This window comes from Komarekiella delphini-convector SJRDD-AB1 (assembly GCF_014831675.1).
Lineage (GTDB): Bacteria > Cyanobacteriota > Cyanobacteriia > Cyanobacteriales > Nostocaceae > Komarekiella.
Genome location: NZ_VJXY01000044.1, coordinates 45,914 through 66,706, shown reverse-complemented (window position 1 = coordinate 66,706; position 20,793 = coordinate 45,914). Strand labels below are relative to the sequence as shown.

18 protein-coding genes and 1 pseudogene are annotated in these 20,793 nt (G+C 42.2%); 9 read left to right on the top strand and 10 right to left on the bottom strand.

What is annotated here, in order from left to right:
* Positions 1–253: 253 nt before the first annotated feature.
* Positions 254–1,249, top strand: a complete 996-nt coding sequence (gene moaA, locus FNW02_RS28575) for a GTP 3',8-cyclase MoaA (RefSeq protein ID WP_191760846.1) — start codon at positions 254–256, stop codon at positions 1,247–1,249.
* Positions 1,250–1,323: 74 nt separating this feature from the next.
* On the opposite strand, the gene rpsD is transcribed toward moaA, so the two are convergent.
* On the bottom strand, positions 1,324–1,932 hold the full coding sequence (rpsD, locus tag FNW02_RS28570) for a 30S ribosomal protein S4 (protein WP_191760845.1): 609 nt from the start codon (positions 1,930–1,932) through the stop codon (positions 1,324–1,326).
* A gap of 761 nt (positions 1,933–2,693) precedes the next feature.
* Here rpsD and FNW02_RS28565 point away from each other — a divergent pair.
* Positions 2,694–3,368, top strand: a complete 675-nt coding sequence (locus FNW02_RS28565; protein WP_191760844.1) for a hypothetical protein — start codon at positions 2,694–2,696, stop codon at positions 3,366–3,368.
* 259 nt (positions 3,369–3,627) lie between these two features.
* Here the strand turns inward: FNW02_RS28565 and hetR are convergent, their stop codons facing one another.
* The 7 genes from hetR to FNW02_RS28530 all read right to left on the bottom strand — a co-directional run bounded on the left by hetR (position 3,628) and on the right by FNW02_RS28530 (position 13,229).
* On the bottom strand, positions 3,628–4,527 hold the full coding sequence (gene hetR, locus FNW02_RS28560; RefSeq protein WP_191760843.1) for a heterocyst differentiation master regulator HetR: 900 nt from the start codon (positions 4,525–4,527) through the stop codon (positions 3,628–3,630).
* Between the two features lie 1,102 nt (positions 4,528–5,629).
* Positions 5,630–5,866, bottom strand: a complete 237-nt coding sequence (locus tag FNW02_RS28555) for a hypothetical protein (protein ID WP_191760842.1) — start codon at positions 5,864–5,866, stop codon at positions 5,630–5,632.
* Positions 5,867–6,498: 632 nt separating this feature from the next.
* Positions 6,499–8,889, bottom strand: coding sequence for an EamA family transporter (locus FNW02_RS28550; protein WP_191760841.1), 2,391 nt, complete (start codon positions 8,887–8,889; stop codon positions 6,499–6,501).
* Positions 8,890–9,610: 721 nt separating this feature from the next.
* Positions 9,611–10,924 (bottom strand): inorganic phosphate transporter, encoded by a 1,314-nt coding sequence (locus tag FNW02_RS28545; protein ID WP_191760840.1) that lies wholly within the window; start codon positions 10,922–10,924, stop codon positions 9,611–9,613.
* A 111-nt stretch (positions 10,925–11,035) separates the two neighbouring features.
* Positions 11,036–12,082 carry an alcohol dehydrogenase catalytic domain-containing protein gene (locus FNW02_RS28540; protein WP_191760839.1) on the bottom strand — a complete coding sequence of 349 codons (1,047 nt, stop codon included), beginning with the start codon at positions 12,080–12,082 and terminating at the stop codon, positions 11,036–11,038.
* A 100-nt stretch (positions 12,083–12,182) separates the two neighbouring features.
* Positions 12,183–12,758: a PIN domain-containing protein gene (locus FNW02_RS28535; RefSeq protein WP_191760838.1), complete on the bottom strand. Its 576-nt coding sequence runs from the start codon at positions 12,756–12,758 to the stop codon at positions 12,183–12,185.
* An 18-nt stretch (positions 12,759–12,776) separates the two neighbouring features.
* The gene (locus FNW02_RS28530; protein ID WP_191760850.1) at positions 12,777–13,229 is read right to left on the bottom strand and encodes a helix-turn-helix domain-containing protein; all 453 of its coding nucleotides are present in this window, start codon (positions 13,227–13,229) and stop codon (positions 12,777–12,779) included.
* A 134-nt stretch (positions 13,230–13,363) separates the two neighbouring features.
* Here FNW02_RS28530 and FNW02_RS28525 point away from each other — a divergent pair, with 134 nt between their 5' ends.
* Complete coding sequence (locus FNW02_RS28525) at positions 13,364–14,023, top strand: hypothetical protein (protein ID WP_191760837.1); 660 nt, start codon at positions 13,364–13,366, stop codon at positions 14,021–14,023.
* 311 nt (positions 14,024–14,334) lie between these two features.
* Here FNW02_RS28525 and FNW02_RS39675 read toward each other — a convergent pair whose 3' ends face one another.
* The gene (locus tag FNW02_RS39675) at positions 14,335–14,469 is read right to left on the bottom strand and encodes a hypothetical protein (RefSeq protein WP_263627828.1); all 135 of its coding nucleotides are present in this window, start codon (positions 14,467–14,469) and stop codon (positions 14,335–14,337) included.
* A gap of 220 nt (positions 14,470–14,689) precedes the next feature.
* Here FNW02_RS39675 and FNW02_RS28520 point away from each other — a divergent pair, with 220 nt between their 5' ends.
* The 5 genes and pseudogenes from FNW02_RS28520 to FNW02_RS28500 all read left to right on the top strand — a co-directional run bounded on the left by FNW02_RS28520 (position 14,690) and on the right by FNW02_RS28500 (position 18,571).
* Complete coding sequence (locus FNW02_RS28520) at positions 14,690–15,421, top strand: alpha/beta fold hydrolase (protein WP_191760836.1); 732 nt, start codon at positions 14,690–14,692, stop codon at positions 15,419–15,421.
* Positions 15,422–15,518: 97 nt separating this feature from the next.
* Positions 15,519–16,076 (top strand): annotated as a pseudogene (locus tag FNW02_RS28515) (hemerythrin HHE cation-binding protein); the annotation flags it as partial.
* A 169-nt stretch (positions 16,077–16,245) separates the two neighbouring features.
* Positions 16,246–18,039: an FAD-dependent oxidoreductase gene (locus FNW02_RS28510; RefSeq protein ID WP_191760834.1), complete on the top strand. Its 1,794-nt coding sequence runs from the start codon at positions 16,246–16,248 to the stop codon at positions 18,037–18,039.
* 101 nt (positions 18,040–18,140) lie between these two features.
* Positions 18,141–18,362 carry a heterocyst-inhibiting protein PatX gene (gene patX / locus FNW02_RS28505; RefSeq protein ID WP_162395992.1) on the top strand — a complete coding sequence of 74 codons (222 nt, stop codon included), beginning with the start codon at positions 18,141–18,143 and terminating at the stop codon, positions 18,360–18,362.
* Between the two features lie 62 nt (positions 18,363–18,424).
* Positions 18,425–18,571: a hypothetical protein gene (locus FNW02_RS28500; protein WP_191760833.1), complete on the top strand. Its 147-nt coding sequence runs from the start codon at positions 18,425–18,427 to the stop codon at positions 18,569–18,571.
* A gap of 627 nt (positions 18,572–19,198) precedes the next feature.
* On the opposite strand, the gene FNW02_RS28495 is transcribed toward FNW02_RS28500, so the two are convergent.
* Positions 19,199–20,257 carry a class I SAM-dependent methyltransferase gene (locus FNW02_RS28495; protein ID WP_191760832.1) on the bottom strand — a complete coding sequence of 353 codons (1,059 nt, stop codon included), beginning with the start codon at positions 20,255–20,257 and terminating at the stop codon, positions 19,199–19,201.
* Between the two features lie 311 nt (positions 20,258–20,568).
* Here FNW02_RS28495 and gifA point away from each other — a divergent pair, with 311 nt between their 5' ends.
* On the top strand, positions 20,569–20,769 hold the full coding sequence (gene gifA / locus FNW02_RS28490; protein WP_191760831.1) for a glutamine synthetase inactivation factor IF7A: 201 nt from the start codon (positions 20,569–20,571) through the stop codon (positions 20,767–20,769).
* The last annotated feature ends 24 nt before the right edge of the window (positions 20,770–20,793 follow it).

Below are 20,793 nucleotides of genomic sequence, written 5' to 3'. Positions count from 1 at the left end.
CTAGGCTTTCTTTAATAAAATCTTCTAATGATTGTATCCACATCCCTGCATAACCATATTTTTGTACTAATTACTACTTTAGTACTTTTAAGCATTTTCTCATAACTGATTTAGGATTGCTATAGCTGTGCGCCTTTACCCTATATTGGATACAAATAAGAACTGTTATACTTTCATTTCTATACCCAAGGTAGGAAGGGGTAAACCACCCTAGCAAGTTATCAAACTGATCAAACACAATAAAAATAAAACGATGAACCAGGTAGACTACCTTCGGATTAGCTTGATTGATCGCTGCAATTTTCGTTGTCAATACTGTATGCCAGAGGGTACAGAATTGGATTATATCCTCAAGCAACAGTTGTTGACTGATGAGGAGTTGCTAACCCTGATTCAAGAGGTATTTATCCCTGTAGGTTTTACCCGGTTTCGTTTGACAGGAGGGGAACCTTTGCTGCGTCCCCGTGTGGTGGATTTGGTAAAAGCGATCGCCTCTCTTGCTCAAACTCAAGACTTATCGATGACGACCAATGGGTTTTTACTCGCCCCAATGGCACAAAACCTCTACGATGCGGGGCTACGAAGAATTAATATTAGTCTAGACTCTCTCGATCCCGACATCTTTGACCAAATTATTGGTAATCATGGTCGTCGCCGTTGGCAACAGGTATGGCATGGTATTCAAGCTGCCTATAGCGTCGGATTTGACCCACTGAAGTTAAATGTGGTGGTGATTCCTGGTGTCAACGATCACGAAATTCTAGATTTAGCTGCCCTCACAATTGATAGACAGTGGCACGTCCGGTTTATTGAGTTTATGCCGATTGGCAATTTGCATTTATTTAGCGATCGCGGTTGGGTATCTTCAGCCGAATTACGACAACGCATCCGCGATCGCTGGGGCTTGACAGAATCTCAAGTTCGTGGTTATGGCCCTGCTGATGTCTTTAAAATTCCCAAAGCATTGGGGACACTGGGATTTATTAGTCAAATGTCAGAATGTTTTTGCGATCGTTGTAATCGGATGCGGCTCAGTGCTGATGGCTGGCTGCGACCCTGCTTATTAAATGAAACTGGTCAAATAAACCTAAAAACTGCTCTCCGTTCTGGTATTAGCACCGCTCAATTACAAGAGCAAGTCAAGAACTTATTGGCAATCAAGCCAGAAATTAACTTCAAAGAGCGCGACTCTGGTGTTATATCTGGTGTTAGCACATACACCCGCACTATGTCGCAAATTGGCGGATAAAATAGTCCTGAGTAATGAGTCCTGAGTTCTGAGTAATAAAATTCAGCACTAGGTACTCAGCACTCAGCACTTTCTTACGCTTGCCGTGAGTAGTATTCCACTACAAGTAGTTCGTTAACTTGTAGTGCTACCCATTCTCGCTCAATAACACCGTTGACTTTACCAACCAACTTAGTTTTGTCAAACTCCAAATGACTGGGGAGGTTGGCTAAGCCGGGATATTGTAAGTTAGCTTCCACTAACTTCCGCGATTGTGCTCGATCTCTGACAGCAACTACTTCACCGGGACGGCACTGGTAGCTGGCAATGTTAACTACACGACCGTTAACAGTTACATGACCATGATTTACCAGTTGACGTGCTGCTGGAATGGTCGGAGCTATACCCAGCCGAAAAACGGTATTATCCAAGCGCATTTCTAGCAATTGTAGTAGCACTTGTCCGGTAGAACCAGTAACACGTCTGGCTTTCCGCACATAGCGCAACAGTTGCTTTTCTGTCAGACCATAGTTTAAGCGGAGCTTTTGCTTTTCTTCTAGACGGATAGCATACTCAGAGCGCTTCTTACGGTTCTGACCATGCTGACCTGGTGGGTAAGCGCGTCTAGCGCTTTTACGAGTTAATCCTGGTAAGTCGCCCAAGCGACGTACAATTCTGAGGCGTGGCCCTCTATATCGGGACATGTGTTTCCTTAATCTAATCCTGTTTAAATTTTACTCAGACGTACCATTTTGACACTCCCCTGATTATAAATCAGGAAATTCTTGGTTCTACGAAGCCGCTTGCTTTGACATGACGTATCCTATCAAAGTAGATGCATCTTCTCCCCAAGCGTAAATTCCGGGCTGTCCCGCCGTACTCGTACCAATTATTTTCTGTTTATTTAGTTTCGTAAGCTACTCAATCGTGAGATTGGTTTACGCAGTGTTTTCACTCTGAAATACTTTTTACGCTGCTTACTTATCTTTACAATCCACTACTCTAACATAATTAGGGAAAAAATCAATTTTTGCTTACAGCACAGACGTGTCTTAATGACGAGCCATATCTTCAATAATTTCCAAGTAACTTTTGATAAATAGTTAGAAATTATTAATATATTTAAGTGGTTAAGTGGTTCGGCAAGGGACTTGTCGCCATGAAGAAGCGACTGAAACTGTGATAGCGGAAAGTTCTCTCCGGCAAAGAGAAGTCTGTAGCAAGATCCCGCAGGGTGCGCCAACGCCGGACGCCGTAGGCATCAGAACTTCTCCCTTCGCGTAGCGTCTCGTAGAGAAGGGAAGACACAATCATGCGAACGGGATTTCCCAACCTAAGAAACTTTTCAAGACAAATGTTTACTGTTTACTGTTCACTGATTTAATGCTACAGGCGAAATTCTGTTGTTACAGAGGATTTACAAGACATTTGAGTTAGCATAACTTTGGGTGTTTGGAGAACAGCAATGTTACAGAGCAAAAAAGTGGTTAGCAGAGGTAGAAACAAACAAGGCGGTTCTGCCTCTAGAATTTTGACAGCACCAGTTTTAGCTGTGGCTGGATGGTTAACAATGATCCTGCCTAGTATGGCTGTCACCGCTTCTTATAGCAACGATTATCGTGTCTGTGCTGCTCGACTCCTGAGCGTGGGCGTCACGGCACAAGCTGCTTCACAAGGTTGTGCAACAGCACTGCGTCCGAGGGACTTGGCTTCTTGTGTGGTTAAGATTGAGAGGCAGACGCAAATTGCAGCGGCGGATGCGCTTTCTTCCTGTGGACAAGCCCGCCGTCCCAATGATTTAGCCTCCTGTGTAGTTGGTATTAGCCAGAACACCCAAGAGGCAATTAACCCAGCAGTTTTAACTTACTGTGGTCGTAGTTTGTTACCTGTAACCTATGCTCAGTGTGTGGTTGGCTTGCGTAGCGAAATCGAGGAATTGACCCCCGCTCAGGCGTTAGATACTTGTATCGATGCTAGTGACAGCGTTAGCGGCATTTCTTCGTCTACACCACCATCTAGACTACCTGGGGGATTAAATCCAACTTTTGATACTACCCCAGTTCCCACGCAGCCAAGCGTTCCTGTGCAGCCCAATATTCCAACGCAGCCAAGCGTTCCTGTGCAGCCAGGTACTAACTAAATTACACAGGGTTTTGCAATTGACTGAAATCTAAATTGAGTCTGGGGTTGGCTGTTCGCCAACCCTATTTAATGCCAGGAAGTAATCAAGTCACTTGAAAATTTGCCTTACGAATACTTGCCACGCTCATGGCATTAATAACAAGCATTAAAATTACCTGCGTCTAAATCCTAGAATAAAATTTAAGGACTTTAACGCATATACTTCGGTAAAAGTTGTTGATTCAAGAATCATCGATAGTCTTATGACTCTTGAATTATCAATCTTCTTTTTTGCCAAAAGCAGTCTGTAAAACTACTGCAATGCCACCATCTTGGTGATATTTATCTGCCCAAGCACGGATAATTTCATCCAATTCTTCCATAGCTTGCTCCAATCGTTCTGGTTGGATATCAAACTCTTCCAACAAGCGCATAGCATTTGGTCGTCTTTCTGCCCAATTTTTCATCATTCGGAAATACCGAGCAGTATCTTCCACCATGATATAAGTGCGCTCTTGATCGTCTGCTGGGGCATAAAAAGGACGAGTCAGAGCGTAGAAGGGCATTCCCCAAGGAGAATCTATGCGTGTTACTGTACCTGAATAAATCAGACGACGCTTGATATGTTCACCTAAAGCTTCACTCAAAGGCATTTGGTGCTCAGGTGGCAAGTCTTCTTGCGATCGCTTGTGCAAAAACTCAATTAAATCCAGAAACTCAAAAGAGGTAACTAACTGAGCGTCTGGCAGATTACTTGGTAGTTTCTGCTCAATTTGTCTTTTTTCATCGCTCGTCAAACTTGTACCGGGAACGCGCGATCGCCCCGGTTGCCAAGGATACTTCTCTAACCAGATATAAGGCAACTGAATCAAATAGCGAGGTTCTTGAGAACCCAGCATTTTCAACAGTTTGCCCTCTGTTAGCGCTTGTCTAACTTCCTCGACAATAATTTTTACACGTTTCGGCTCCAGGTGGTGCAAATGTCCTGTCATTCGCAGGTTTTGCCCCTGCTCTAGATAGGTCATGTAAATTGCACACTTTGCCGCCGTTGCAGCTGCATCTAGAAATGCCCCATGCCTGTGCCCACTCGTCCGCATGGCACTAAAAGCCAGATAAAGCATGATCTGATCCATCGCACTGGGGCTAAGACGTTTGATCAGATCTATGTCGTTACTCATATTACAGACAATTGAATAGCACGTTTACACGGTTATTAGTCAAGTGAAAATAGGTAGTATACACCCTCTTGAAGGCAATGTCTTTATTTCAAACTATTTAGTATGCAATAACTATGAGATTTTTGGTAGCCAAAATTTTTATTTACGTATTTCTTCTGGCAAACAGGTAGAAGCAATATTGTCAATATAGCTTTTCCTGTATGTAACCGAAAAATCACGGACATCGCCAAACCTCGCTTGATGCGATTTGCGTTCTACAAGTCAACTGTATTCCTCGTAACTTACAAAGTCTATTAAGTTTTTCCCCAATGTCTACTACTCAAATTAAGATGACCTTTAATTGGTCTTGGCAACTTTTGGTAGTACACAGGTGATAGGAATTTAGGAGGAAATTAAGAGGAACTCTCTTACTGGGTGTAGCAACATTCACAGGGTATGTTGTGAATTATCATCTCGTTTACAACCTCCAGTAATATCTTGGCAGTATAGGCAGTTGACTTGAGGGCAAATAGTAGACATCAAATAAAGCAGGTAATTCCAATTTTAAAATACCTTTAGGTTTTTCCAACATCATTACTTCCCACCATAGCATTTTTTCTATTAAATAGGTATAAAGTAATGTTTAAATAGAAATAAAGTCATGCTTTTTTAACCTAACTAATTGCTGAATAATTTCGATAATTTATACTTCCAATCATCAAGGTTTCTTGAGATTTGGAGATATGCTAACAGGCAAAATTTTTACTCATTCTTTTTTGCTGACAAGGGTTATGGAGAATTCAGGGTGTATCAACCCAGACTAATATTTATATCTACAGCACTATGGCAACCAGAGAGTGAACGAGTAACTAAACATCACAAAATCATATTTTGGTTTTGGTTTCATGACTGTTTGTAAAATTTTACCAGATAAGTTTCTGACTTTTGATAACAACAAAAAATTAGACTTTTGTCATTGAGCTAATTTATTTGTTGCTTTCAAGTAGGTTGCTTATCTACTGACTAACCTGTTTGGGTAACTAGATCTGTGTGGATGAGTTGTTAATACCTACAGCAGGATAGTGTAAAAAAAATCTACCTATTTAGGCGATCGCATCTCAAGTTAACTAACTTTGTGATGGGCGATCGCTTCTGTTATCTGAAAAAACCGATCAATTTTGATATTCACTGAATTTACATCAGCAGTGAAGATTTCCACTTGAAATCCGCCTAACGCATTATTGCTTGGTAAATTCCGCTTAAGGACACGATTGGTATGTTCAACCTCATTCTGTGCCTCTAGATCAAAGCCTGAATCATCAAAAGCATTTGTGAGCTTAGCATTAGAGTTGTTTGTCATTTGAGTCTCTCAATTATTCAAACGTAGTAAATAAGCTGTTGCGTGTTCAAGCACATTTTTTGTCTACCCTTGCGCTTAAGCAAGCTACGCATAGCGGCGACCACAGTAAGAGGTTGTCAAAGGTCATGTGTGAGTGGTTCCCCCCGTTGAATAAACTGGCGTTTAAGAGTCAGTCTTTACTCTGGACTAGAGGACATTTGTCCGTAGCTCTCAGAGTTTTTAATTCTGCTCCTGATAGCCATCACGCATAATTATGTAAATTAAACAAGCAACAGCTTTCTACAACACAATTATTCCTAATTACAACTTATACTTACGTGGTTCCCTCACGCTTATCAGGATAAATATACAAAAATCTCTTATAAGTGGTAAATATTAATCGCTTATTTATAGGATTTATTAGCTATTTAGCTATCCAAAAGATATGACTGCAAAGATTTTACTGGTGTATTTCAAACTGAATCCCATTAACGCAGGCTACTCCTATCTTCTCTTTGACAATGGGATTAATATATCTATGGAAGGCATTAATCCAGAGGAGTTACGAGCATGTACATTAGCTTAGATTCTGGGTTGAAAGTGGTGGAAGTTCAGTAACTCCCACCGTGCATAAGCTGATTGCGACGCATCATTTAATTCGTAGAACTAGAAGATTTAACCTGATTTCGCATTTTTTCCAAGCTGAAAGCAGCTGCGCCAAAAGTCACTAATAACACTCCCAAAATTTGCACAATATCCAAGTTTTCTTGAATAATGAACCCAGCGAAAATCACGGTTAGAACCGGGACACTAGCACCGATGATTGGTGACTGTAAAGCACCTAAGTTACGTGTGCCAAAAATATTAAATAAATAGCCAGAGAGGGTCAATACACCCAAAATAAACGCACTTAAGACAAGTTCCAGCATCTTAGAGGGGTCAACTAGCAAGTTCCATTCGCCTGGTAAAGGTAGCATCAAACAGATAAAGCTCAACAGCAACATGGTGGCGAAGTTAATTAAAGTAAAAGTTACGGGATGTAATTGGTCAGCGCATATCCGCGTCAGGATGACATAACCAGCAAAAGCAGCTCCAGAAATGATTGCTGCGCTGCTTCCTAGAGGAATATTATTGCCCATACCAGTGCTGAGAGAACCTGCTAAAACCAACAATTCACCGCAGCAAATCGAGGCGATCGCACTTGCACCCAATGCGCTTGGGCGATCGCGAAACAGAAACCATGCCAATAGTCCGCTCACAATTGGATAGATAAAGAAAAGTGCGATCGCCATTCCAGTCGCTACTTGACCGATGGCAGTGTAGATTAGTACCTGAGATACAAACAAAAAGCATCCACTTGCAACAGACATCACCAAAGTCCGTTGTGTAGTTACATTAGCAGGCGTGGAATTTCCTCGAACTGAATCAGCTAAGTTTTGGATGTCTTGCCACACTCTTGGATGTAGTATGGGAGCCAAAAGTACCATTAATGGTACTACGACCATAAACCGCAACGTCATAATTAACAGAATATTGCCCAAACTCGGTGATAGTAAGCGCTCCACCTCTACCACTCCAAAAATTTGGGAACCTTCATGGAAAATTATTTTGATAGCTACGTTGTAAAGTGACGATATCACCGTTGACAACACGACTAGCAATAAACCTATTTGGATAGATGATAAGGTTTGGGAGCTAGGCGATCGCGGAGTTTTTGCTCTTTGGCGTGACGCTGGTGTAGTCGGAGGCTCTAGGGTAGTTTTACTCTTTGACAAGTCCCTACTGAGCACAGAAATTGGTTCGCTTTGGTTTCGCTTTGGTGGCGGTTGTTTTCCTCCCTGTTGTGGCGTTGGCGTAGCAGGCGGGGATATATCGCTTGCTGAAGATTCCTTGCTAAGTATAGAAATTGGTTCGCTTTGGTTTCGCCTGAGTGACGATTGTTTTCCTCCCTGCTGTGGTGTTCGCGTAGCAGGCGGAGACACAGTTTCGTTTTCTGATAATTCCCTAGGAATAACAGAAATTGGTTCTGTAACGTTTTGCATTGATGGCGGTTGTTTTACTCCCTGTTGTGGCGTCGGTGTAGCAGGTGGGGATACAGCTTCGCTCTTGGGCAAGTCCTTGCTGAGGATAGAAATTGGTTCGACAACATTTTCTATTGGTGGCGCGATCGCAGCAGGCGGCTTTGGCGTCGCTTCACTTTCTGAGGATTCTCTAGAGACAATAGAAATTGGTTTGGGAGCGTTTTCTATTGGTGGCGCGATCGCAGCAGGCGGCTTTGACGTAGTTTTGCTTTCTGGTAATTCCCTAGGGATGACAGAAATTGGCTCAGCAGCCGTTCTTGCTACTTCGCCAAGCTGCGGTGATGTCTCAGAACTCTTCTTCTGTGGCTCAGTCGGTTGCAACACAGTAGGCGGACTTACTGCTGCTGCTTTTCGTGAAGTTTCTTCTATTGTCTTTTCTAGTTTTCCCTGTAGGCGATTAACAAACTCCGCCAAAATCTCTTCCCCTTGCTGCTGCTGGCTATACATCCGAGACAACTGTTGGGAAAGATTACTTTGATAGTTCTTTAGTTCTTGTTGCAGTGAGTTAAAGGTGATAGTAACAGTGTCATCCAGACTGCCAAACATGTGTTCGACTTTTTCATTGATCTCACCTGTTATCTTGTTACTCACTTCAGCTGACTTCAACGCAGAACGTTCATAGGAGTTTTCGTCTGCTTGCGTTGCTAAAGTCGTTAGAGAGGATTGTAATTGTGAAGATATATGCTTTGCCAGAACTTCTGCTAGCTGACGGATTAACACTTGCTGTTCGGTAATTTGCCGTACTTGTTGCAAATGTTCTTTTTCCTCTAGCAAGTGTTGAATGTCATCAGTTAATCGGTTTTTTTCCGATTGAAGCCGCTTTACGTCTTCCTGCAAGGATCTGATGACATTCTGCTGGAGATTTTCTAAATCCTCAACTACAGCCCAGAGGGCATTTTCTGCTGCTCTGGATAGCTCACCTCTGGCTCGCGGGTTTTCTGGTTGCTTCTCGAATCGCCCCATTAGCTTCTAACCTCTGACACCTTGACGATAAAGCTGCTTCCCGTACACTTGACTGGCGCTCATACTAATTTCCTGTATTTTGTCAGATAAACTAAAAATTTTAACAGTACTTCCGCATATCAACGTAATTCTGTCATTCTAAACACATGGTTGGTAAAGTTTGAAAAAGGCAGAGGAGCAGAAGAGAGAATTAAAAGGAGATTTCACCCGTTTTTAATTACAGGCGCATAAGTTAAAAATTGTGTGTGGGGCATGTACCCCTGTTGCTGATCTCTTCTGGTCAAATTTGCCCCACTGCCTACTATACGGTGTTATTTTTGGCATTGATGAGCATCTAGTCAGTTTAATTTCTATCAACTATTAGCCAGGAGATTTTTGCTCCTAAAAAAATCTCACGCTAAATAAATATCTATTGTTTTGATGGCAATAGTAATTATCAAAGACTTGCAGATGCGTGCCTTGCTATAACCAAATTATCTGACTTGTAAGACTAATCTGTAAATTAGTGTGGAATGTAACTTGTGTGACAGTTTACATCTTTAAATGGAGATTAGAGTATCTTTACTATGGAAATTTAAACTATTTCCATCCCCTGCACAATATTTTAGTGAATGAGCAGCCATTCTGCAAAAATGCGCCTTGACTTTGGCATTGTAGCAGTCTATTTTTTGCTGTGAGCAAATATATTGAATGGAAAACATCAGGAAAATATTAATAATTATTAGAAAAACAAAATTCGGGCAATGCTAAAGATGGCAGCACTGAGAACAGCACTTACGGGGACTGTAATTAGCCATGCGGCGGCGATACCTTTTAGAGTTTTGAACTGAATAGATTTGATGTTTTGTACCAGTCCAATACCAACTACACCACCGACAAGAGCGTGGGAAGTGGAGACGGGTAAACCTAGCCGGGAGGCTAGGAGGATGGTAGTAGCAGTAGCAATTTCTGCACAAAATCCACTACTAGGTTGCAAGGAAATGATGCTTTCGCCAATGGTGGCGATGACTTTTTTTCCCCAGACGGCTAAACCAGCAACAATACCAGCACCGCCAAGGATTAAAATCCATATAGGGATGGTGATACCATTTGTGGGTACGCTACCAGTGCGATTGATGTAGACGATCGCAGCTAAAGGAGCGATCGCATTTCCAACATCATTAGAACCATGAGCAAAGGCCACAAAGCAAGCACTCAATACTTGGAATCGAGCAAATAAGTGTTCGACGGGATTGGGAATTGGGGACTGGGGATTGGGGACTGGGGATTGGGGACTGGGGATTGGGGATTTCTTGCTCTTATTTTCCTTGTATCTCTCATTATCTAGCTGTCGCCAGCTGATGATGGTGAGTCCGACTGCTGCGACTGCACCTGTTAACAGGGGGATGTCGTGAGCGGGTATTTTAAAACCAAGCTCAATTAAAAAATTAGTTAGTGGTTGAGTCAGTGAGGGTAGTACAATCACGCCAAACGCACCCAGAAGAACTGCACTCAACCAGGGAATCCACTCTTGTAACTGTACCAATTGATTTGGTTGATCCAAAATCCAGCGCTTAATTTGACTGTAAAATAAAGCCGCAATTGCGCCACTGATAATCGGCGTTAAAATCCAGCCAATAGTAATTGAGCCAATTGATGACCAATCAATTGCACCTACTCCCAAAGCTACCCAACTAAATCCAGCGATCGCACCAACAACTGCATGAGAAGAGGATACAGGTAAACCACGTGAGGTGGCAATTTGTAACCACACCCCACTCGCCAGTAACACCGTTACCATCCCAGTTACCAATATTTGAGGCGTAGCGGCGAATAAAGCAGGATTAGTGATTTTTGTCGCAAGGGTTTCTGTTACCTCATGTCCAAATAATGTAGCACCCGTAAACTCTAATACCCCTGCAATAATTAACGCTTGTTTCAGGGTGACAGCTTTGGAACCAACCGAAGTTCCCATTGCGTTAGCAACATCGTTAGCTCCGAGATTGAAGGCGAGGTAGAAGGCTAGGAGAGCGACGAAAAGTAGGGTGTAGGGCATAGCTTAGGAGATGAGGGAGTAGGGGGAGATGAGGGAGCAGGGGAAGATGAAGAAGAAAATTCTACCTTGTCTCCCTTGTCCTCCTTGTCTTCTTGATCTCCCTAGAAGATTTTACGGATAAATTAAGATTTTGTAAGTTTCTGCTGTGGGTGCGATCGCTTGTGCAACTGCTGCTGATAAATCTTTTAATGGATAGCGATCGCTAATCAGTGCTTCTACATCAATCCGGCGATTAAATACGATATCAGCGGACAGATTTTGCAGGCGGTAAGATGAACTGTAACTGCCCATTAAGTCAATTTCGCGGCGATAAAGGATATTAGGATTGACGGGAATTTCTACCTCATCGGGAAATTCTGCGAAAAACAAGATTTTGCCGCCTTTACGGGTACAGTCAATTGCTTGAAAAAAAGCTTTTTCACTGGGGACAGCCAGCAGAGTGACATCAACACCCAATCCATCGGTAAGGGCGTGAATTTTAGCGGGTAAATCAGCATCACGAGCATCAAAAGCCGCCTCTGCACCAACACTCAATGCTTTGTCAATTCTAGATGGTAGTAAGTCGGTGGCGATCGCTTTTGCCCCGAAATACTTCACCAACATGATAAACATTAAGCCAATTGGCCCAGCACCAGTCACTAGAACAGTTTGTCCTGGAGCTATTTGAGCTTTTTTCACTGCTTTCAAACAGCAGTTAGTCGGTTCTACAAAACTCGCTTCTTCAAAACTGATATGATCAGGGATGGGAATTAGCCCACCATTTTGTACAATATGTCCTGGTACTTTGACATAATCGGCAAAACCGCCACCACTGGCGTTAAAGCCTGCGGTCGTGGAAATATTTTTGTAGACATTGCACATTGAGAAATTGTCATTTAGGCAGTAAGCGCAACGCATACACGGTATGTGGTGCATTACCGCTACCCGTTGTCCTACTTGCCAACCTGTGACATTATTTCCTAATGCTGCGATCGTCCCAGCAGTTTCATGTCCAAAAATGCGTGGCGGTTCATACAAGGGATAACGAATTTTTTTAATATCTGACTGACACAACCCCACTACCCGCACTTGTACCAGCACTTCATCTGGTTCCAGCGCTGGGACTGGGATATCTTCGTAAGACAGCTGATTGACGCCTCTAAATACCTGTGCTTTCACGTTGGTTTTTCACCGCTCAACGATACTAGATGTAACATTAGCAGCAACGTTAAGCTAGCAGGTTTGTGATTCTAGTTGATTTTTATCTTGTGTCGATAATTTAAACAACATGATCACCAAATTCAAAAGAGCTTACTTTCCCAGCAAATTTAACTAAATTCGCTCCCTTTGTTTTACTCAAGAAAGAAAGTAATTCGGCAAGAGTCAGGGCGCGTTTTCTATACTTTTGAGACTGTTTCCGCACTACTTGAACCATTTCTTCAGGGTAGTCATCGAATAAGTTACTCAGAAAGTCATCTGGTGATTGTGCTTTGATATTCCAAGGGGTCAAAGCTTTTGTATCGAAGTCTGTAAGATTATCGGTAACAAGAATATCCACTCTAGCTACCACCGCAGCAGCAAGAACATGACGGTCTTTGGGATTATTTGTCATGACTTCCTCTAATTCCACAGGTACTTTAACCATTGCTTCAGGAAAAGCTGCTTTTATTGTCTCCTCAAGGTTTATAGCTTTTTCAGTAGAGATTTTCCCTTTAAGGACAAGATTGCCCATTGCTTCATCTAAAATTTCCTGCGACCAATAGGGTACGTACAAACCAGCCTCGGCAGTAGATAGCAAGGTATCTCGTAAATACATTGGAAATAGAACGCAGGCATCTAAGAGAACACTGAGCATAACATTTAATTGTTGTAATTACTCATCATCTTCATATAAGCCTGCTTCTTCGCTTATCTCGATTAGCTCCTGCAAAAGCTGGCTACGCTTCTCATCCCGTTGTTTCTTGTAATTCATTAAATCATCGAAACGAACCCGTCGATGTGAACCCACTTTAATGTAAGGAATGTCACCTTGTTCTAATAACTTGACCAGGTATGGGCGTGATACGTTGAGAAATTCAGCCGCTTGTTGTGTTGTCAGTTCCCGCTCTTGGGTAACTATAGATATAGCCTTACCTAATGCCATTGCGTGAACAGCTTGATGCAATACCTGGTACACCGAATCAGGAATGGTAATTTGCTCTCCGTTAGCTCCTACCAGTTTCGCCTGGGAACCTTTAACGCTAAGTATGCGCTCAAGTTCCTTGATAGGTTGGGCTTCTAGGTTTGGAGGTATTACAGAATCTAAAGACACGTTATGTCTTAACATCATAAATTTGTCTCCTACTTTGTTGTGGGGCTTGTCATCATCAATGCAATTTCACACTGTCAATCCTATTTACAGTTTATCTTACCCACTACATAAACGAAATATCCGAAAAATAAAATAGCTTATTGTTCAAGATGCAGAAATTCTTAGGTTTAACCATTGGCTTATCTGCTGTTATCTGTGTGCCTACAGTAGCCTTTAGTCTTCCGCTCTCAGAAAACCAGACATTAAACAATTTGGCTGAAAAAGCTAGGTTAGAGGTTTCTAAAACTACAGGAATCTCGACTGACCACCTCAGCATAGCTAACACAGCAACTCTCGCTAATACTGGAATCACGCGGTTTAAGCTAAGAGATATTCAAGGCAATATGTACGATGTATCCCTTGATAGTGCTGGCAATCAAATTAGTCGGGAAACGTTAGAGCAAGCTATTCAGGCAATTAATAATAAAAGCTTCATTGGCAAATTAGAGGCTGAATTGGCTAATCGCATCGCTCAAGGAAGCAATAGCCCAATCAGGGTCGTTTTTTCTCTGAGAGCGAAAACAGTTAGGCCCTACGGGCAACCAAACCGCGCCGAGTATCAAAATTACTTAAATACTCTTAGATCTCAGTATGCGGTAATTCAGCAACCTCTTGTAAACCAACTTCAGGAAAGTAACCAGCAAGTCATTTATCAATCTCTTTATACACCAATGGTGGTGGCGGAAGTCACTCCTTCGTTAATCCAAGCGATTGCTACTCGTTCTGATGTAGAGCGAATCTACCTTGAGCGACGGGGAAGTCCAAGGTAGAGCGGATCACGAATCGCCCAAGCAAAAACGGTAAATACCAGGATTTTACTGGATTCAAAAACTAATAATAATTATTTGCAATAATTACTTTGATGTTGTAAGCTTTTCTCAAATATATTGAATATATTTATCAATAAGCTTTGACAGGAGGTTTGACACGTTGCTGAGCCTGGCTGGAAAAATCAGCTGGAATCAGATATGGCACGCAATACTTCTCGGTTAAAGGGGGAAGGTTTGAATTCACCCTTTACCCCTTAACCCCTTCGGGGTGACGCTCCTAACGTCGCTACCGCTACGCTAGCGCCAGTCGCTCATGGGGAGCCACCCCCTTGCGGAGGTTCCCGACGCTCAATGACTCGCTCTAAGCGTTGGCGCAGCCTCTCGTAGAGAAGCCATGCCGCAGGCTTTACGGCATGGCTTCGCTTAAGGCGAAGCCTCTCGTTCACGAAGTGTCTCCGATAGGAGAAGAGAAGGCTTTACGCTGCGCTATCCGTTGTGGGGAGTGGCGTGGAAACCCCCTTGGCGCAGCCTCAAAGTAGAGAAGACCGCGCTGGCTCACCTTTTCCCAGATCATATCGAAAGGTATTGTAGCAACCAGTAGTTATTAGTTACAAAAATTCTTAATTAGTGTATTGAGAGTTTATTCTATTTGCAGGAAAATTCAGGATGTCTAAACTGCCGGATGTTCTTTGGTTAAATACAAGCCCTAGTTTGCAATACTTTGCTCAACCGCTGCTTTGTTACCTGTCATCTCAAGTGACGATGCAAGAGTGGAAATATCGCCAAAGCCAAGATGAAGTAAGTTCACTAGATGCTGCTGTTGTTCTACTGCATGACTACCTCAAAACTTGTAATCGACCTGTTCACCTGATTGGTCATAGTACAGCAGGATTATTAGGGCTACTCTATAGTCGCCGCTATCCAGAAACAGTTAAGTCTTTGACGCTATTAGCCGTGGGTGTGGATGCAGCAGTTGATTGGCAAGCTCATTACTATACTCACCGTCAGTTTTTAAGTCGCCAAAAGCTCTTGACTGATATGGTTTACAACTTGTTTGGTTATCAGGATACATGCACTCTCAAGAGTCTGACACATCTTCTAGAGCAAGACTTAGATTGTTCGCTCTCCCCTCATTCTCTGTTTGAGACGGTGAGTATGACGCCAAACAGAGTTTCAGTACCTTTGATGGTATGTGGTAGCTTAAACGATATTGTTGTCAAACCTGATGCACTGCAAGGATGGCGATCGCATTTGAAGGAAGGCGATCGCTTATGGTCTTGTTTGGAAGGATGGCATTTCTTTCACTTTTTCCAGTATCAGCTTGTAGCAGAACAGCTACTCGACTTCTGGAAGTTTATACGTGTGTCTGATTCACTGTATTCCTGTTTACGACTTTAGGCAGAAATAAATGAGAATATATCTCAAGAATGATTTATAGAGCAAAACAATTGTGAGAGGTTAATCGTGTTCTAAATTATTTGAGGCAAGTCTAGAAATGGTTGTGGCTTTAGATGATACCAAGCGTAGCGCGATCGCTACAGAGCTAGCAGATTTGAAAGCTATCCAAGAGTTGCTAATTGCTAACGAACAAAAAGTACTACCTGTTGTCAGCAACGATGAAGAAATTAGCCAGCGCCTAAACGACTTTCTCAAAGATGACCAAAAAAACCTCAAAGTAATTGAGGAAGTTATTTCTAAATTTGGTGGTGGCTCACCCCAGCCTAGAGACACCATACGGCAGTACGTCGAGCAAGTAAACCGTCTAATAGATGGGAACGAGTTGACACTGTACCAAAAAGTTTCTGCCCACGAAAGGATTAAGCACCAAGCTGTGATGACTGGTTTAATTATCCATAAGGCTTCTCAGGTGGTTGGTGATGACGTGAAAGAAGCTATTGGCCCACTCAATCAAGTGAACTTTGAAAATCGTGCTCATCAAGAACAATTGAAAGGTGTGCTGGAAGTTTTGGGTACTAGAGAACTTACAGGTAAAGATCCAGATCAAGGAGTTTGGGCGCGGACTCAAGATGCTGTTGCAGCTTTGAGGGGTGTGTTTGAGGGTCTAACAAAGTAATATACTCCCTCCATTTCTTAACAAATAATCCTAATAATCTTTTTTGATTTGAGGAATCCGAATAGCGATCGCACTCAGTTTGATGTAAAAACTGGTATGCGATCGCTTTTTTTAGGAAAATATGTCGGAACTCCTTTGAGGTTAAGCAATGGTTAATCAGACATATACAGCTGATGTTTTAGTTGTTGGCGGGGGAACTGGAGGTACTGCTGCGGCTATCCAAGCGGCGCGACGGGGAGCCAAAACTATTCTGGTGAGCGAATTTAGTTGTTTAGGCGGAATGCTAACGTCGGCTGGGGTGTCTGCACCCGATGGTAACGAATTAGTTGCTTTTCAAACCGGGTTATGGGGTGCATTTTTGCAAGAATTGCGACATCGACAGCCAGGGGGATTAGATAACAGCTGGGTTAGCTTTTTTAGTTACGATCCCCGGATTGGGGCAGAGATTTTTGCAGACTGGGTACAGGAGTTGCCTAATCTGCATTGGATTGCAGGACAAGTGCCAATAGAAGTTTTCCGGCAAGGTAATTCTATTACTGGCGTCCGCTTTGCTGATTTTACTGTCACAGCCAAAATTATTCTCGATGCCACAGAATTAGGAGATTTATTAGCTTTAGCTGAGATACCTTACCGCTGGGGTTGGGAACTGCAATCTGAATGGGGAGAACCCAGCGCACCAGTGACTTTTGACTCTTTCACCAAAAAATATCCAGTGCAAGCACCCACTTGGGTAGTGATTATGCAAGACTTTGGTGAAGCCGTCGCACCAGAAATTCCGGCGGCTCCTAACGAAAATCCATCGCTGTTTACAGGTGCTTGGGATGGCTACGGAGCAGAGAAATTTTTGAATTACGGGCGTTTGCCTGATGACCGATTCATGATTAACTGGCCAATCTGTGGCAATGACTACGGCGAAGGAGTAGGGCGTCTGATAGATTCAGAACAAAGCACAAGGGAATTTCTCCAAGAATGTCGCTGGCACAGCCAAAATTTTGCTCGTTTTATCCAAAATCAGCTTGGTCGTCGCTATGGCTTGGCAGAACAACTGTTTCCTTCTCCCTCTACTGCTTTTGCACTGCATCCCTACTACCGCGAAAGCCGCCGCTTAGTAGGACTGACTACTGTCCGAGAACAGGATATCTTGCCAGTAGCAGGAGGTAGTGTTGCATCTATATTTAATGATGCGATCGCCAAAGACGTTTGCCAAGCGATCGCTTTTGGTAACTACGCCAATGACCATCACTATCCTGGGGTTCAGTTTACCCTACAACCTAAATCTCTTCGCTGGGGAGGACGTTGGACTGGGACTCCCTTCACAATTCCTTACAGTTGCTTAATTCCAGCCGCAACAGATGGTTTCTTGGTCTGTGAAAAGAATATTTCTGTCTCTCATATCGCCAATGGGGCCACTAGATTACAACCTGTGGTTATGGGCATTGGTCAAGCAGCGGGGATGGCAGCAGCGATGTGCGTTGAGTTAAACTGTCAACCAAGAGATTTAGCTGTTAGAGTGCTACAAGCCGCTTTATTACAAGATCATCGTGCAAGAGCGGCAATTTTTCCTTTATTTAATCTTCCACCCAATCATTCGGATTGGCTGCACTGGCAACTGTATTACTTAGATAACCCACAAGCCTATCCAGCAAGTGGTAATTGCCCATCGTGGGATAAATCTTATGACTCTGCTTTTGACAAGATATTAATACGAGAAAGTCACTGCTTCCAAGGTATTTTACACCGATTAGATCAGCAAAATTACAGATTTATTATTACCGCACCTGCTGAAAATCAAGGGCAAACTTGGCAGCTTGTGACTTTGCGATCGCATATTAATCAGCAATTGCAAATTTGTCCCCACGATCAATTAATCACAGTATGGGGTCGTCAAAATCACGTCGGTAATTGGTTATTAGTCGAACATCTAGACAGAGTACAAAAGTAGTTTATTTTCAGTAAAGAACAATACTTTTCTGCAAATTGTCCGGATATTCATTAAAAAGCTAAGTATCAGTGAATTGGAGAGTTCCAAAATAGACATCTGCTATGCGTGCTGCCATTTCACTTTTAGTATCGAGTCTGGCGTTCGGCCCCTTAGCTTCTAACTGCCAAGCAATGGTCAATCAATTATCCGATCAACTGCTTTCCACGCCTGATTCACAACAGTTGCTCTCGGCGAACAAGAATAACCCAAAAATTCCGTCTCATCGGGGTAGTGGACGCAGAGAGCTAACAGAAAATTTCGTAAATATCTATCCTGTTGTTTAAGTAATTTCGGGTCATGCTTCTTATCGCAAGGGAATCAAAGTACAAGAAAACAGAGTATTGTGATGCTTGACATTTTTGACACTACCTCTGTAGCAGAAATACAACAGTTGACACAGAAAAAACAAAGAGCGATCGCCAAGTCTTTCAACTGTAAACTCTGTATATATAATTGGCAAAAACCCTTGCAATCAAAACGCCCACAAAATTGACTGTCTTTATCAAACGCATCACCAAATTCTCAAAAGTCAGACAAATATTGCTTGTATTTCGGGTAAACTCTGCGTTTCACTCTTCAACCAATCTAAAAATAGATGTAACTTAGGGTATCAGTTAATCTAAAATACATCTAATTCACATATTTCGCTTGTTGCAAAATAGACTTAAAGCAACCTCATCTTACTTCCAAACAGATTTTTTCATGCGTCAAGTAGCTGGTTATTTGTATCAGGAAATTAATTTTAGTGGCAACTATTCGGCATCTTTAACCGAAGCATGAAATTCCTGTCGCCTCATTTGAGCTTGTTATTAGCATAGCTTTGTTGTGTTCCGATCCCCGACTTTTTTGAAAAGTCGGGGATCTAACATTTTCACGAATTTATAAAGTAAAAATCAAATTATTGTAGTGGACTGACACATCTAAAATAGTGCGTTAGACGTAGATGTAGTAGCGCAGCAAGCTTCAAATATTGGGTTGATAAAATTCGCAGAATCTTAATTCTCCAAGATGATAACTATTTGTTTACCCAACCAATTAGGCTAGACGCGCTACTAGAATTTTTTTGCAACATTTAAGGCTTGTCACATCACTATTTAATATTTACTTTATAAATACTCTCTCAAGCTGGCTTACGAGCAATGAAATATTTGCTTGCAAAGTGGACTTGCATCTCAATATTCTCAAAGCCTGCTTTCTCTAAACGTGCTACCAAATCATCAGTGGTGTAATGCTTGTAGTAGGGTTCATGGAAAGTTTCAGGGAAAGAGTCCATTAAAGACAACATTTCAGGTGAATCACCCAACTGAATTGAGTCACAAATAATAAAGACTCCACCTGGTTTTGTCACCCGGAAGCATTGCTCAATCACCGTTTGACGCACCGCCGCTGGTAACTCATGAAAGAGGAAAACAGAAGTTACAGCATGAAAATAATCATCTAGATAGGGTAACTCTTCGGCATTTGCTTGCACAAGTTGCGGCAATTCTCCTGGGATTTGAGACAGCGATTCATTTGCTTTACGCAAATAAGCTGGTGATAAATCTGTACCAAATAAAGAAGCTTGAGGTAGTACTGCTCGCATTAACTTCAGAGTACGCCCAGTTCCACAAGCAACATCTAAAATACGGACTTGTCGTGGTGGAACAGATTCAAAAGCTTTTAACCCCTGCTTAAGAGGAGCAAGAATACGCCGCCGCATCACATCGGCTGTGCCACCAAAGAGAAGCTCTACTTGTAAGTCATATAAATTTGCTGATAGGTCGCTCAAGTAGCCATTGCTTTGATGATGGAAGTTCTGCACGTAGTAGCTGGGATAACCATCCGTCTCGATTTCCGGCGCAAAGTCTTGATATTTATTTTGTTTAACCCGTTCCCAGATTTGCGGTAAATCTAACCACACTAGCGGATAGTAGCAAAAAAAGTCCTCCCAAGGGTTATCAAACAGCAAACTCTCTGGATATACTCCTTTTTGGGCATCTTGCCAGTCTGTTTCTAGCAGTTGATTCAATCTTTGTTGAAGTTTGAGTAAAATCTCGTTTGGGATAGGTTTGATATTCTGCCCAAGCGTGGGATAGGTTAGGTTCTTTAACTGTAAACTGAGCGTTTTGTGAGCTAGACTGAAGTAATTTTTGCCCTGTTGAAGAGTCTGATAAGTCAGCTTAGTAAAAGTGTCAGACATAGAGATAGGTCGAGTTTTGAGTACTTACTATTTATCCTATGTAAACAATTGTAACGAATAATTTATCTACTGTTGGAAAGGTAGATACCCCAAAGCAAGACCCAACTAAAGCAAGATGTGAGTCGGCAAAGTTAGATTGAAAGAGATTTTTCCCCCAAAGGCTGGAAAAAATCACTGCTTTTTCCGATAAATATAAAATTTTATAACAATATTTAATTTCGTAGCTTATGATACAGAATTTTTGCTATGATAATTAACAAGAGGACAAAAATAATAATACATTCATTACAGTAATCGGGAGGACTATGGTTATGTCTATTGCAGAAAAATCTCGTGCATTAATGGTACGTCAACATCAGCAAGTTAAGAATCGTCAACAATCAATGTTGATGCGTGCTGCACAAGAACTTGGTTTACATGAAGAACTAGGCCACTACTGGAACCCCACTCAAGGAAAAATAGATCCCACTACTCGGATGATTTATGGGCGCAGCAACGCCACCATGAGCTAGGTGTTTTGAGTAAGAGTCTAAATT